This window comes from Pseudomonas sp. KBN12P06040, assembly GCF_037574965.1.
Lineage (GTDB): Bacteria > Pseudomonadota > Gammaproteobacteria > Pseudomonadales > Pseudomonadaceae > Pseudomonas > Pseudomonas aeruginosa.
In genome coordinates this window covers 4,223,153-4,235,467 of the sequence record NZ_JBBELS010000001.1, presented here as the reverse complement: position 1 = coordinate 4,235,467, position 12,315 = coordinate 4,223,153, and the positions used below count along the sequence as shown (strand labels likewise).

Below are 12,315 nucleotides of genomic sequence, written 5' to 3'. Positions count from 1 at the left end.
TTATCCGCGCCGTCCGGGGGCTGTGCGCGATGCTCCGCCAATGGTTTCTTCCAGCCATTGGCAGAATGCCCGGGTCAGGCTGTTGCGTTCGCTGTCGCGGTGCACCAGCCAGGCCCATTCGGGCCCGCGGACATTCTGTTCGCAGAGCGCGACCAACTGTCCGGCGGCTCGCGCGGGTGCGGCCAGCAACTGGCTGACCAGCGCGATGCCGAGGCCCTGGGTGGCGGCCTCCAGCAGCAGTCCGGGGTCGGAGAAGTTCAGGCCGGCACTGCGTTGGCCAACGTCCGCGCCGCCCTGTACCTGCCAGTGGCTCCAGTCCATTTCGCGCTCGCCGTGCAGGGTGCCGCGCTGTTCCGCCGGCAGCGCCAGCAGGTCGGGATGGCAGGCGGGGTAGAGGCGGTCTTCGAGGAGCGAGCGAAAGCTGCATTCGGCCTGGGCGCAAAGGTCGTCGCGGATGGCTACGTCGATGGTCTGGCTGGCCATCTCGGGTACCTCGTCGGTGGTCAATAGCCAGAGGTCCACCTGTGGGTGACGGCGATGGAAATCGCCCAGGTGCGGCACCAGCCAGTGGCGGGCGAAGGCCGGGGTGGTATTGACCACCAGTTGGTTGGGCTTGCGGTACTGGTCGAGGCGACGGACCCCCGCGGCCAGTTGCTGGAGCAGGGACTGGGTGGTGCTGAGCAGATCGAAGCCAGCGTCGGTCAGGCTCACCTTGCGTCCGTTGCGAAAGAACAGCGGTTGCTCGAGATAGCCTTCCAGGCTGCGGATCTGCTGGCTGATCGCCGACTGGGTGAGGTGCAGCTCCTCGGCGGCCTTGTGGAAGCTGCCGAGGCGGGCGGCGGCTTCGAAGCCACGAAGGGCATTCAGTGGGGGCCAGTGTTTGAGCATTGCTGATAAGTCGGGCTAATTAGGTTTGCGCAGAATTTATCGTTTGTTGAGCCTGATGCCTAGCCATAGCATCTCTTCAGGCAATCCACGCCTATTCCGCCAGATAAAAAATACTTATTGGAAGCCGACCCATGAATACGCTCGACACAGGCTGGCGCATGCCCGCCGAATGGACTCCCCATGCCGCCACCTGGATGGCTTTTCCGCACAATCGGATGCTCTGGGAGTCCGAATGGGGCGTGAGCCTGGCGGACGTACAACAGGACTTCGCCGCAGTGGCCAACGCCATCGCGCGTTTCGAACCGGTGAAACTGGTGGTCGACCCCGCCGCGCTGGACAGGGCCGGGGAGCTGTGCGCGGGCAATGTCGAACTCATCGAGCTGGCCATCGATGACAGTTGGTGCCGCGATTCCGGACCGAGTTTCGTCTGCCATCCGCAACTCGGGTTGGCCGGTGTCAGTTGGCGTTTCAACGCCTGGGGTGGAAAGTCCGCCTACGCGCAGGACGCCAGCCTGGCGCGGCGGATTCTCGATGGCCTCGGCCTGGAGTGTTTCGGCGTGCCGCTGGCCAACGAGGGCGGGGCCATCCACGTGGACGGCGAGGGCACGCTGATCACCACCGAGTCCGTGCTGCTCAATGCCAATCGCAACCCTGGCCTGAGCAAGGCTGAGATCGAGGCATTGTTCGCCCGCCTGCTCGGCGTGACCAGGACCATCTGGTTGCCCGGCGATCCCGACCGGGTCACAGGCGACATGACCGATGGCCATGTCGACGGCGTCTGTGCCTTCGCCCGGCCCGGCGCGTTGTTGCTGGACGCCACCCGCGACACCACCTCCGCCTACGCCGAGGTGGTGCGGGAGAACCGTCGCGCCCTGGAGCTGGCGCTCGACGCCCGCGGTCGGCGTTTCGAGCTGATCGAACTGTTCGATGCCGGCGAAGTGGCTCCGGAGGAGGGGGTGTTCTGTGCCTCCTACACCAATTTCTATATCGCCAATGGCGCGATCATCATGCCGGCCTACGGTGTCGCCGCCGACGACGCGGCCGCCGCGACCCTGGCCCGGGCCTTCCCCGCTCGCGAGGTGGTGCCGGTGCGCATCGACCACCTGGCCCACGGCGGCGGCGGCGTGCATTGCATCACCCAGCAGCAGCCGGCCTGGCCGGCGCGGAGGTGAGCGATGCGCCACCTGACCCTGGCCACTACCCAGTTCGCCTGTAGCTGGAGTCTCGACGACAATCTCGACCGCGCCGAGCGTCTGGTCCGCGAAGCGGCTGCCCGGGGCGCGCAACTGGTCCTGTTGCAGGAGCTGTTCGCCACCCCGTACTTCTGCATCGAGCAGGACCATCGCCATCTGCGCCTCGCCGAAACCTTCCGTGGCAGCCGGGTGCTGGCGCGCTTTTCCAGCCTGGCGCGGGAGCTTGGCGTAGTCCTGCCGCTCAGCTGGTACGAGCGCGCCGGCAACGCGCGCTTCAACTCGCTGGCGGTGGCCGACGCCGATGGCCGGTTGCTCGGCGTCTACCGCAAGGCCCACGTCCCCAACGCCATCGGCTACCAGGAAAAGGAATATTTCAGTCCGGGGGATAGCGGCTTTCGCGTCTGGGACACCGCGGTCGGCCGTATCGGCGTCGGCATCTGCTGGGACCAGTGGTTTCCCGAGACCGCGCGCTGTCTGGCGCTGCTGGGCGCCGAGGTGCTGCTGTTTCCTACCGCCATCGGCTCCGAGCCTGGCGCCGCGCAGCTGGATTCCCGCGATCACTGGCAGATCGCCCAGCGCGGCCAGGCCGCCGCCAACCTGGTACCGCTGGTGGCTGCCAACCGGATCGGCCGCGAGGTCGCTTGCGGCGACCCGGCGCTGGCCATGCGGTTCTACGGTTCGTCCTTCATCGCCGACCACAAGGGTGCCTTGCTCGCCGCGGCCGGCCGCGACGAGGAGGCGGTGCTGGTCTGTGGCCTCGACCTCGATGCGATAGGCGAAGAACGCCTGGCCTGGGGTGTCTATCGTGACCGGCGGCCAGAGCTGTATGGCCCGCTGATGAGCCTGGACGGGCGTGACCCGGCCAGCCGACACGCCTGGGAGGTGTCCCCATGAAACGTTCCGCACGACCGCTGCTCGCCGCGCTGCTCCTGGGCCTGGCCGTGGCCCAGGCGGAAGAGAAAGTGCTGCGCCTGTATAACTGGGCCGACTACTTCGCGCCCGATACCCTCGCCGCGTTCACCCGGGAAACCGGCATCCGCGTGGTCTATGACGTGATGGACAGCAGCGAGACCCTCGAGGCCAAGTTGATGTCGGGGAACAGCGGCTACGACCTTATCTTTCCCGGCGATACCGTGGCCGAGCGGCTGATGCGCGCCGGCGCCCTGCAGAAGCTCGACCCCCGGCGCCTGGAGCATCTCGACGAGATCGAGCCGGGCCTGCGCGAACTGCAAGCCCGCTACGCGCGTTCGCGCGACGCCGCCGTGCCCTACACCTGGGGCACCATCGGCCTGACCTTCAACCGCGAGCAGATCGAACGGCGCCTGGCCGACGCTCCGCTGGACAGCCTCGACCTGCTGTTCAAGCCGGAATTGGCGGCGAGATTCGCCGACTGCGGGATTTCCCTGATCGACTCGCCGGACGAAGTGCTGGCGCTGGCCCTGCATTACCTGGGGCGCGATCCGCGCAGCGGCAAGCCGCAGGACCTGGCCGCCGCGCTGGCCTTGCTGCAGCGCATCAAGCCCTACATTCGCAAGTTCCAGTCGCAGCCGGTGGCGCAACTGGTGAACGAGGAGATCTGCCTGTCGCTGGGCTACAGCGGCGATGCGATCCAGGCCCAGCGCGCCGCCGACGAAGCCGGCAAGGCACTGCGCTTCGTCTACCGGGTGCCGCGCGAAGGCACGTCTCTGTGGATGGACAGCATGGCGATTCCGGTCGACGCGCAGCACCCGGAATATGCCTATGCGTTGATCAACTTCATCATGCGCCCGCAGAACATGGCCGCGATCAGCAGCGCTACCGGCTACCCGACCTCCAGCGCCGGGGCGCGGGCCCTGGTATCCGCCGACATGCGCGACAACCCGGACATCTATCCGGACGCGGCGACCTACGCCCGGCTGTTTCCCGGCCAGGACATCCCGCAGCGCGACATGCGGGCGCGGATGCGCGCCTGGACTACCTTCAAGACCACCCGTTCCGATCCCGTTCCCGAGGACCCGAAATGATGACCCGCAGACATTTCCTCCAGCGACTCGGCGCCAGCGCCGGCCTCGGTGCCGCCCTCACGCTCGGCCTGGAGTTCGGCTCGCCGCGTGGACAGGCGGCGGCGGCCGATCACTGGCACATGCCCGACGAGCACCTGCCGCAGGAACGGGTGTTCCTTGCCTATGCCGCGTCCCCGTCGATCTGGAAGGACCTGGCCGAGGACGTGAATCGCAGCGTCGCCCTGCTGGCCAGGACCATCGCCCGCTACCAGCCGGTCACGCTGCTCTGCCGGCCCGCGCAGGAGGCCGCGGCGCGCCGCGCATGCGGCGGCGCCAACATCGACTACCTGGCGTTGCCGCTGGACGATATCTGGGTCCGCGACTACGGCGGCTGCTTCGTGCTGAACGGGGAGGGCGAAGCGGGCCTGGTGGATTTCAACTTCAACGGCTGGGGCGGCAAGCAGCAGGCCGGCAACGATAGCCGCGTCGCCGGCGTGCTAAGCGAGCGACTGGAGGTCCGCTACATCGCCAGCCAACTGACCGGCGAGGGCGGCGGCATCGAAGTGGACGGGCGTGGCACGGCGATCCTCACCGAAAGTTGCTGGCTCAACGACAATCGCAACCCCGGCATGGACAAGGGCCAGGTCGAGGCCGAATTGAAAGCCCTGCTCGGCCTGCGCAAGATCGTCTGGCTGCCGGGTATCCGCGGCAGGGACATCACCGATGCGCATGTCGACTTCTATGCGCGCTTCGTCAGGCCGGGCGTGGTCATCGCCAATCTCGACAACGACCCGGACTCCTACGACTACGCCGTGACCCGCGAACACCTGGAGATCCTGCGCACAGCCACCGACGCCGACGGTCGCGCTCTGCAGGTGCATACCCTGTCGCCGCCCCTGAAGCCGCGCCGCGACTACTCGCGAAACAACCCGGACTTCGCCGCCGGCTACATCAACTACCTGCCGATCAACGGTGCGGTGATTGCCCCGCAGTTCGGCGACGCCAGCGCCGATCGCCACTGCGGGGAATTGCTGGGCCGCCTGTATCCGGGGCGGGACATCGTCCAGCTGAACATCGATCCCATCGCCGCCGGAGGCGGCGGCATCCATTGCGTGACCAAGCACATGTCACGTGCCTGAGTCGCCTGCGGCGGGCTCAGGCCGGCGTCGGCCGCCGGGCGCTGGCGAACAGCTCGGCGCCGATTCGCCGAGCCTGCTCCAGGTGCGCGGCTGGATCGGCGCTCTCCGACTCCAGCAACAGTTCGGAACGGACCACCCGTGCGCCGCAGTAATCGAAGATGCCATGGTCGATCTGGGTGCGCATCGCCCCGGCGTAGCCGTGCCGCTCGAAGGTGCCGGCATCGGCGCCGCCGACACCGACCAGCACCACGCGCAGGCGCTGCAGCTTTTTCCGCAGGTCGCCGCCGATGCTGTAGTCGAAGGCCCAGCCATTGGAGAACACGCGATCGATCCAGCCCTTGAGCAGGGCCGGCATCGACCACCAGTAGATCGGGTAGACCAGCACCAGGGTATCGGCGCGATCGATGCGCGCCTGCTCGGCGAGGACGTCGGCGGGAGGCGACGCCTGGCCGCGATGCACGGCGTGGTCGGCCAGGCCGAAGCGCGGCTCGAAGCCTTCCGCCGCCAGATCGGCGGTTTCCGCGGAATGGCCGGCGCGGACTACGCCTTCGGCGATGTGGGCGGCGAGGGCATGTGTGAGAGAGCGAGGATGGTGATGGGCGACGACGATCAGGGCATGCATGGGCGAATTCCTCCGGGAATTGCGGGAAGGGGGGCAAGTCGATAGTCTGGGTAAAACCTACCTTTTGTAGGTTACCTTTAGTAAGTTGCTTTTAGTAGGTTATCTATGTCAATGCACTCCCCAGACGACCCGTCGCCACGCCGCCGCCTGTCCCGCGACGAGCGCCAGCGCCAGTTGCTCGAGGTGGCCTGGCGGCTGGTCCGCGAAGAAGGCACCGAGGCGCTGACCCTCGGTCGCCTGGCCGAGCAGGCCGGGGTGACCAAGCCGGTGGTCTATGACCACTTCGGCACCCGCGCCGGCCTCCTGGCGGCGCTCTACCAGGATTACGACCTGCGCCAGACGGCGCTGATGGAGGCTGCCCTGGAAGCGAGCGAGGCGACCCTGGAGGGGCGCGCTGACGTCATCGCCCGCGCCTATGTCGACTGCGTGATGCAACAAGGACGGGAGATTCCCGGGGTGGTCGCGGCCCTCGCCAGCTCGCCGGAGCTGGAGCGGATCAAGCGCGACTACGAGGTTCTCTTCATGGACAAGTGCCGCGCCGTGCTGGAGCCCTTCGCCGGCGGCGGACGGCTGACCGTCGCCGCTCTGCGCGCAATGATCGGCGCCGCCGAAGCGCTGTCGCACGCGGCCGCCACCGAAGAAATCGCCCCGGAAGAGGCGCGGCGGGAACTGTACGAGGCGATCGTGGCGATGGTCGCGCGGAGTCGTCGGTGAAGGAACCGCGTGCCCTGGAGGAATATCGCCGGGCGATAGTGGCGGCCTGTCCGGAACTGGCGGATGCCACGTTCACCATCCTGGCCTCGGGCTGGCATTCCACGGCGGTGGAGGTCGGAGGGCGCTGGGTATTCAAGTTTCCGCGCGGCGCGGAGGCCGAGGCGGCGCTGCTGCGCGAGGCCGCCGTGCTACGCCTGGTGCGTCCGGCGGTGAGCCTGGCGGTGCCGGCGCCGCAGGTGTTTGCGGGACCGCCGCTGTTTTCCCGCCACGAGAAACTGCCTGGCGGTTACCTCCTGGGCGAGGACTACCGGCGCCTGGACGAACCCGCACGGCAGGCGGTCGGCGATGCGTTGGGGCGCTTCTACGCCGAGCTGCATCGACTGCCACCGGCGCGCATGCGGGCGGTTGGAGCCTTGCCGGTGCGTCCCTGGGAGTCGCCCACGGCGATGCGCAGGCGCGCCTTGCCGCTGCTGCCTGCGGCCTGGCGCGAACGCGCGGAACGCTTGGTGCGGGAATACGCCAAGCTGCCTGCCGATCCGCTGGGTTCGATCTTCGGCTTCTTCGACGGCCATGGCTGGAACATGGCATTCGATAGCGAGGTCGGGCGGTTGAACGGTGTCTACGACTTCGCCGACGCGAGCATCGGTCCGCTGCACCAGGAGTTCATCTATTCCACCTTCATCGATGCCGACCTCACCGAGCGCATCGTCGCCGCCTACGAGCGCTTCAGCGGTCGGCGCCTGGAGCGTCGGCGGATCGCCTTGCTGACGGCGGCGCATCGGTTGTCGGAGCTGGCCGAGCTGGCCGACGAGCCGCGCCATCTGCCGGACATGCTCGCCGGCGCCCTCGACGGTCTGGCCCTGGCGGAGGCGCAGGGCCTGGCCTGATGAGGGGACGCGCGGTTGTGCTGGGCAGGACGGATATGACCGCGTGCGGACATCCGCCGCGAAGTACCGCTACCGCTCAGAGATAGGCTTGCGCGCGGCGCCGCGAGCGCGGCATGCGGTTCTTCCCGGATAATTCGTTGAGACGCGCCTGCCAGGCCTTGCGGGCGGCATCGCGGTCCTGGCGCTGCGCGGCGGCGGGCCTGGCCTCGGCTTTCGGCCGCGGCGCGGCCTTGTCGATCACTGGCGCAGCGGCGGTGGGGGTGACAGGGGCACTGGCCGGAGCGGCGTTTTCCTGGGCCTGGGCGAAGGCGTTGGTGCGCCGGCAGGTCTTGCAACTGACCTGGCCGACGTCGCTCGAGCCGTTCACGTTGCTGTCGCCGCGCCCGCAGGCTGCCTGGCCGGATTCGCTCAAGAAGTGCGTAACCATCTGATCCTCCTGGAGAAAAAAGGGCGGCATTATTCCCAGAAGTGCCTTCGAGTGCCAGTCTCGGGGGAGAACAGCTGACGAACTGCAAGACCTTTCCGTCGACCTCCGTTCAGTCGGCTGGCCGCCGCATGCTGTCGCGCACGTAGCGGGCCGGGGGGCTGCCGAGCGCCTTGCGGAACATGCCGATGAACGAGCTGACCGACTCGTAGCCGAGGATCTCGGCGGTGCGTTGCACCGAAACGCCGGCGGACAGTTGCTGCAGGGCGATGATGATCTGCAATTGCTGGCGCCACTGGCCGAAGGTCATGCCGGTCTCCCGGCGCACCATCCGCGCCAGGGACCGCTCGCTCATCGCCACTCGCCTGGCCCATTCGGCCATGCTGGCGCGGTCGCCGGGGGCGCGGGTCAGTTCGTCGGCGATGCGGCGCAGGCCGCGGTTGTCCGGCAGCGGCAGGTAGAGCTGTTCGGTCGGCGCCTGTTCCAGGAGTTCCAGCAGCACCCCGGCGAGACGTGCGAGCGGGCCGTCGTGCGGATAGTCCTGCGGTTGCGCGCTCAGGTGCAGGATCAGTTCGAGGACCAGCGGCGACAGGGCCAGGGTGCAGCAGTCGCTCGGCAGGCGTGCCGCCCCCGGCTCGACGAAGAGGAAGCAGACCTTGCCGTTGGCGGTGACCCGGTTGCTATGCGCGATGCCGCCGGGAATCCACACACCGAACCCGGCCGGCACCATCCACAGGCCATCGGGCACCGTGCAGGTGATGCCGCCGCGGCAGGCCACCACCAGCTGGCCCTTGCGATGCCGGTGCACCGGCACTTCGGTGTCGTTGTGCCGGGCCTCCAGCTGCAGGGCCAGGGCCGGCTGGCCGAGCGCGTCGGGATCGAAGCGTTGGGCGAGGTAGGTCTGCGGTTCACGGCTCACGGCAGGTCCTTTGGTTGTCCGAATTCGATTATTTTCTGGCTGAGTAGTCGATATTTGCAAATCGCCACGACCCGTAGCCTGTGCTCGTCAACCCGACAGGAGCGGCCGACCGCTCCGCGCCCTCGATACCCTGGTGCCCTGCATGCTGAGCGAAGTCTCCGTTTCCGGCCTCTACGTGCCGCCATTGTTCCTCTACCTGTGCCTGGCGATGCCGCTCTACCTGCTGCTGGAGCGCCTCGCCTGGCGCTGGCTGGAATGCGCCTGGCATCCCGGCCTGCTGCGTTTCTTCCTGTCGTTCATCGTGCTGTCCGTGCTGGTGCTGAAGTTCTGAGCCGAGGTCCCCATGTCCATCGTTCGTCTTTCCAAGGTGGCTGCGACCTTCGCCTGCGGCCTGCTCGCCCTGTGCCTGGCGTTGCAGTTGTGGCAAGCCTACGTGCTGGCGCCCTGGACCCGCGACGGGCGGGTCAGCGCGCAGGTGATCCGCATCGCGCCGGAAGTCTCCGGCAGCGTCGAGGCGGTGTTCGTCGCAGATAACCAGCGGGTGGCCCGCGGCGATCCGCTGTACCGCATCGATCCGCGCAGCTATCGCCTGGCCGTGCGCCAGCGCGAGGCGGAGCTGGAGCAGGCGCGGGAAACCCTGCGCCAACGTGACGAGCAATGGCGCCGACGCATGCAGTTGGCCGGCGCGGTTTCGCGCGAGGAGGTCGCCAACGCCGGTCGCGCCCTGCGTATCGCCCGCGCCCGCGCCGAGGCCGCCGGGGCGGCGCTCGACCAGGCGCGGCTGGACCTGCGGCGCAGCGAGTTGCGCTCGCCGGTGGACGGCTATGTGACGCAGTTGCGCGTGCAGCCCGGCGATTACGCGGCGGCGGGCCGGACCAACATCTTCATCGTCGATCGGCGAAGCTTCTGGGTCACCGGCTATTTCGAGGAAACCAAGCTGCGCAATGTACAGGTCGGCGCGCCGGCGACGATCAAGCTGATGGGGTTCGATCCGCTGCTCGACGGCCATGTCGAGAGCATCGGTCGCGGTGTCGCCGACCTCAACGAAAGCCGTGCCGACAGCGGCCTGCCGCAGGTCAGCCCGAACTTCAGCTGGATACGCCTGGCGCAGCGCGTTCCGGTGCGCATCGAACTCGACCGGGTACCGGCGGGCGTGGTGCTTGCCGCCGGCATGACCGGCAGTGTCGAGGTGCTGCAGGCGGGCACCGCGCGGCACTGGCGGCTGACCCGCTGGTTGCAGGAGTACCTTTGATGGCGGCGTCGGCGTCCGGCGGGCGCGATTGGTACGCGGCGTTGCCGTTGCCCTGGCGGACCGACAGCCTGGGCTACGTGCTGCGCAGCATCGGCGCTGCCGCTCTGGCGCTCGGCCTGGGACTCTACCTGCAACTGGATTCGCCGTTTTCCGCGGCGTCCACTGTGCTGTTGCTGATCAATCCGGTGCAGGGGGCGGTGGTCGGCAAGGGCTGGTGGCGCGCCGTGGGTACCCTGGTCGGCACGCTCGCTGCCTTCGTCCTGACCGCGCTGTTCGCCCAGAAGATGCTGCTGTTCGTCGTCGCCCTGGGTTTCTGGCTGGGTCTCTGCGTCGGCGTCATGAGCCTGGTCCGGCACTTCTACGCCACCGCCGCGGTGGTCGCCGGTTACACCGTGTGCCTGGCGCTGGGACCGGCCATGGTCGAGCCCGAGGCGGCCTTCGAGCACATCGTCACCCGCGCCTCGGCGGTAATCGTCGGGGTCTGCTGCCTGAGCCTGGTGACCGTGCTCTTCAGCCGCAGGACCGTGTCCGGGCGGGTGCGCCAGCGTCTCGTCTCGCTCTGCGCGGCGACGCTGGCGCTGGTCGCTGCGCGGCACGCCGGTGCGGCTGACGGGGAACTGGAGCGCCGTCGCCGGACGCTGGCCGGCGAGGTCTACGCGGTAGACGACCTGCTGGGCGTCGGTCGCGCCGAGTCGCGGGTGCTGAGCGCTGCGCTCCCGGCGATCCGCGGTGGCCTGGCGGCGCTGTTTTCCACGCTGATGGAGTTCCGCTTCGCCGGCGAGACGCATTGGGCCCGGCGCTTGGCGGAGCGCGGACTGGCGCTGCCGATGGCCGACGACCTGCGCCTGCTGGGCGGCCAACTGGAGCGCGGCGAGCTCGACTTCGCCGGCGCCGCGCGACGGCTCGCGAGCTTGCGTGGTCGCCTGGCGGCGATTCGGCGCGGACTTCCGACAGACCAAGCGGATGCCTGTCGCGAAGGGCTGTTCATGGAGCGACTCGACGAGCAACTGGATGACCTGCAGGCCGCCCTGCGGGGGTTCGCCCGGCTCGACGGCCGGGCCCGCGCCGACGTCCGCCCAGCGGCCTTCCATCGACATTACCGCGAGGCCTTGCGCAACGGCGCGCGAGCCTGGCTGGCGATGCTGGTCGGCGGCGCCCTGTGGTTCCTCAGCGGGTGGGACCAGGGGCCGACCCTGCTGGCGGTGCTCGGCCCCTACTGCACGCTGCTGGCAGCCTCGCCCTTTCCCGCCGAGGGCACGCGCAATTTCATTCGCGGCACGCTCTGCGCGATACCTGCCGCATTGCTCTGCAAATTCCTTCTGCTACCGCTGATCAACGGTTTTCCATTGCTGCTGCTGTGCCTCGCCTTCTTCTGGTCGTTCGGTATCCAGGCCACCACAGTGCCCAGGCGGGCGTTGCAGGGAATCGCCTACCTGATCGCCTTCAACACCCTGGTCGCCACCGGCAATCTCGCCCGCTTCGATTTCGGCGACTTCGCCAACCAGTCCTGCGCCTGGGTGCTGGCGCTCTGCATCAGCCTGCTGGTCTATCGCCTGCTGCCGAAGGACCTGGAACGGCATTCGGCGTCGCTGCTCGACCATCTGCGCCGCGAGACCCTCGCCTTGCTGCGTCGTCGCGCCGGTTTCGACGCGCATGCCTGGCAGGCCCGCCAGCAGCATCGCATCGCCCAGCTGGGCGCGTTGCATGGCATGGAACATCCGCGCAGCGCGCTGGCCCTGCGCCTGGGCTTCGTATCCCTGCAACTCGGCCGCGAGTCGCGGCGCCTGTGGCGCGCCCTGGCCGGGCTCGACCCGGCCGCCGCGGAGGCGCGGTGGATCGAGCGCGCACTGCGAGCCATCGCCGTCCGCCATCGCGATCCGCCGCTCGCCGCGCGGCACGCACGCCGTGCCGGCGCCCGCCTGGCGGCCGCCGGCGAATGGCGCCTGGCCGCGATCCTCACCGACCTCGCCTGGTTGCTCCGGGCCTATTCGCAAAGCGTCTCGTCCGACGGGGCGCAGCATGGAGAAAAGACCTCATGAAAACCTCGTTCTTGCTGGCCTTGCTGCTGTCCTGCTGGTCCCAGGTCCAGGCGGCGGACGACGACGGGAAAGAGTTGCCGCCGATCGAGCGCTACGACTACGGCATGCCGCTGGACATCGAGCGGGTGCTTTCCGTCACGCCGGTGCCGGCCACCTGTGGCGTGGTGCCGCTGGTGATGCTCTATCGCGACAGCGCCGGACGCCTACATCGCTTGCAGTACCGAGGCCTTGGCGCGGGCTGTTCGCGGCACTGAGA

14 protein-coding genes are annotated in these 12,315 nt (G+C 68.5%); 10 read left to right on the top strand and 4 right to left on the bottom strand.

What is annotated here, in order from left to right:
* Nucleotides 1-888, bottom strand: a complete 888-nt coding sequence (locus tag VQ067_RS19855; protein WP_003086688.1) for a LysR substrate-binding domain-containing protein — start codon at nt 886-888, stop codon at nt 1-3.
* 131 nt (nt 889-1,019) lie between these two features.
* Here VQ067_RS19855 and VQ067_RS19850 point away from each other — a divergent pair, with 131 nt between their 5' ends.
* The 4 genes from VQ067_RS19850 to VQ067_RS19835 are packed head-to-tail and all read left to right on the top strand — an operon-like array spanning nt 1,020 to nt 5,202.
* Complete coding sequence (locus VQ067_RS19850; RefSeq protein WP_003086692.1) at nt 1,020-2,060, top strand: agmatine deiminase family protein; 1,041 nt, start codon at nt 1,020-1,022, stop codon at nt 2,058-2,060.
* A gap of 3 nt (nt 2,061-2,063) precedes the next feature.
* Entirely contained in the window at nt 2,064-2,975 is a 912-nt protein-coding gene (aguB, locus tag VQ067_RS19845; protein ID WP_003086694.1) for an N-carbamoylputrescine amidase, read from the top strand.
* On the top strand, nt 2,972-4,084 hold the full coding sequence (locus tag VQ067_RS19840) for an extracellular solute-binding protein (protein WP_003086695.1): 1,113 nt from the start codon (nt 2,972-2,974) through the stop codon (nt 4,082-4,084). Before aguB ends, VQ067_RS19840 begins: the two co-directional genes overlap by 4 nt.
* Entirely contained in the window at nt 4,081-5,202 is a 1,122-nt protein-coding gene (locus VQ067_RS19835; protein WP_009315504.1) for an agmatine deiminase family protein, read from the top strand. Before VQ067_RS19840 ends, VQ067_RS19835 begins: the two co-directional genes overlap by 4 nt.
* Nucleotides 5,203-5,218: 16 nt before the next feature.
* Here the strand turns inward: VQ067_RS19835 and VQ067_RS19830 are convergent, their stop codons facing one another.
* On the bottom strand, nt 5,219-5,824 hold the full coding sequence (locus VQ067_RS19830) for an NAD(P)H-dependent oxidoreductase (RefSeq protein WP_019485849.1): 606 nt from the start codon (nt 5,822-5,824) through the stop codon (nt 5,219-5,221).
* A 105-nt stretch (nt 5,825-5,929) separates the two neighbouring features.
* Here VQ067_RS19830 and VQ067_RS19825 point away from each other — a divergent pair, with 105 nt between their 5' ends.
* Together VQ067_RS19825 and VQ067_RS19820 are read left to right on the top strand one after the other, a co-directional pair.
* A complete protein-coding gene (locus VQ067_RS19825; RefSeq protein WP_003133652.1) occupies nt 5,930-6,538 on the top strand; it encodes a TetR/AcrR family transcriptional regulator in 609 nt (202 codons plus the stop codon).
* A 38-nt stretch (nt 6,539-6,576) separates the two neighbouring features.
* Nucleotides 6,577-7,425, top strand: coding sequence for an aminoglycoside phosphotransferase family protein (locus VQ067_RS19820; RefSeq protein ID WP_074241281.1), 849 nt, complete (start codon nt 6,577-6,579; stop codon nt 7,423-7,425).
* 76 nt (nt 7,426-7,501) lie between these two features.
* Here the strand turns inward: VQ067_RS19820 and VQ067_RS19815 are convergent, their stop codons facing one another.
* Both VQ067_RS19815 and VQ067_RS19810 read right to left on the bottom strand, forming a co-directional pair.
* Nucleotides 7,502-7,852: a hypothetical protein gene (locus tag VQ067_RS19815; RefSeq protein ID WP_003120540.1), complete on the bottom strand. Its 351-nt coding sequence runs from the start codon at nt 7,850-7,852 to the stop codon at nt 7,502-7,504.
* A 109-nt stretch (nt 7,853-7,961) separates the two neighbouring features.
* Nucleotides 7,962-8,768: an AraC family transcriptional regulator gene (locus VQ067_RS19810; RefSeq protein WP_003082516.1), complete on the bottom strand. Its 807-nt coding sequence runs from the start codon at nt 8,766-8,768 to the stop codon at nt 7,962-7,964.
* A 133-nt stretch (nt 8,769-8,901) separates the two neighbouring features.
* On the opposite strand from VQ067_RS19810, the gene VQ067_RS19805 reads away from it, so the two are divergent.
* The 4 genes from VQ067_RS19805 to VQ067_RS19790 are packed head-to-tail and all read left to right on the top strand — an operon-like array spanning nt 8,902 to nt 12,313.
* On the top strand, nt 8,902-9,099 hold the full coding sequence (locus VQ067_RS19805) for a DUF1656 domain-containing protein (protein ID WP_003082517.1): 198 nt from the start codon (nt 8,902-8,904) through the stop codon (nt 9,097-9,099).
* Between the two features lie 12 nt (nt 9,100-9,111).
* Nucleotides 9,112-10,020 carry an efflux RND transporter periplasmic adaptor subunit gene (locus VQ067_RS19800; protein ID WP_023101424.1) on the top strand — a complete coding sequence of 303 codons (909 nt, stop codon included), beginning with the start codon at nt 9,112-9,114 and terminating at the stop codon, nt 10,018-10,020.
* Nucleotides 10,020-12,059, top strand: a complete 2,040-nt coding sequence (locus tag VQ067_RS19795) for an FUSC family protein (RefSeq protein WP_033936171.1) — start codon at nt 10,020-10,022, stop codon at nt 12,057-12,059. The genes VQ067_RS19800 and VQ067_RS19795 overlap by 1 nt, the downstream gene beginning before the upstream one ends.
* On the top strand, nt 12,056-12,313 hold the full coding sequence (locus tag VQ067_RS19790) for a DUF2790 domain-containing protein (RefSeq protein ID WP_003107483.1): 258 nt from the start codon (nt 12,056-12,058) through the stop codon (nt 12,311-12,313). Before VQ067_RS19795 ends, VQ067_RS19790 begins: the two co-directional genes overlap by 4 nt.
* The last annotated feature ends 2 nt before the right edge of the window (nt 12,314-12,315 follow it).

Coding starts and splice junctions, on each gene's coding strand:
- VQ067_RS19855 (WP_003086688.1), bottom strand. CDS start 888: ATGCTCAAACACTGGCCCCCACTGAATGCCCTTCGTGGCTTCGAAGCC.
- VQ067_RS19850 (WP_003086692.1), top strand. CDS start 1,020: ATGAATACGCTCGACACAGGCTGGCGCATGCCCGCCGAATGGACTCCC.
- aguB (WP_003086694.1), top strand. CDS start 2,064: ATGCGCCACCTGACCCTGGCCACTACCCAGTTCGCCTGTAGCTGGAGT.
- VQ067_RS19840 (WP_003086695.1), top strand. CDS start 2,972: ATGAAACGTTCCGCACGACCGCTGCTCGCCGCGCTGCTCCTGGGCCTG.
- VQ067_RS19835 (WP_009315504.1), top strand. CDS start 4,081: ATGATGACCCGCAGACATTTCCTCCAGCGACTCGGCGCCAGCGCCGGC.
- VQ067_RS19830 (WP_019485849.1), bottom strand. CDS start 5,824: ATGCATGCCCTGATCGTCGTCGCCCATCACCATCCTCGCTCTCTCACA.
- VQ067_RS19825 (WP_003133652.1), top strand. CDS start 5,930: ATGTCAATGCACTCCCCAGACGACCCGTCGCCACGCCGCCGCCTGTCC.
- VQ067_RS19815 (WP_003120540.1), bottom strand. CDS start 7,852: ATGGTTACGCACTTCTTGAGCGAATCCGGCCAGGCAGCCTGCGGGCGC.
- VQ067_RS19800 (WP_023101424.1), top strand. CDS start 9,112: ATGTCCATCGTTCGTCTTTCCAAGGTGGCTGCGACCTTCGCCTGCGGC.
- VQ067_RS19795 (WP_033936171.1), top strand. CDS start 10,020: ATGGCGGCGTCGGCGTCCGGCGGGCGCGATTGGTACGCGGCGTTGCCG.
- VQ067_RS19790 (WP_003107483.1), top strand. CDS start 12,056: ATGAAAACCTCGTTCTTGCTGGCCTTGCTGCTGTCCTGCTGGTCCCAG.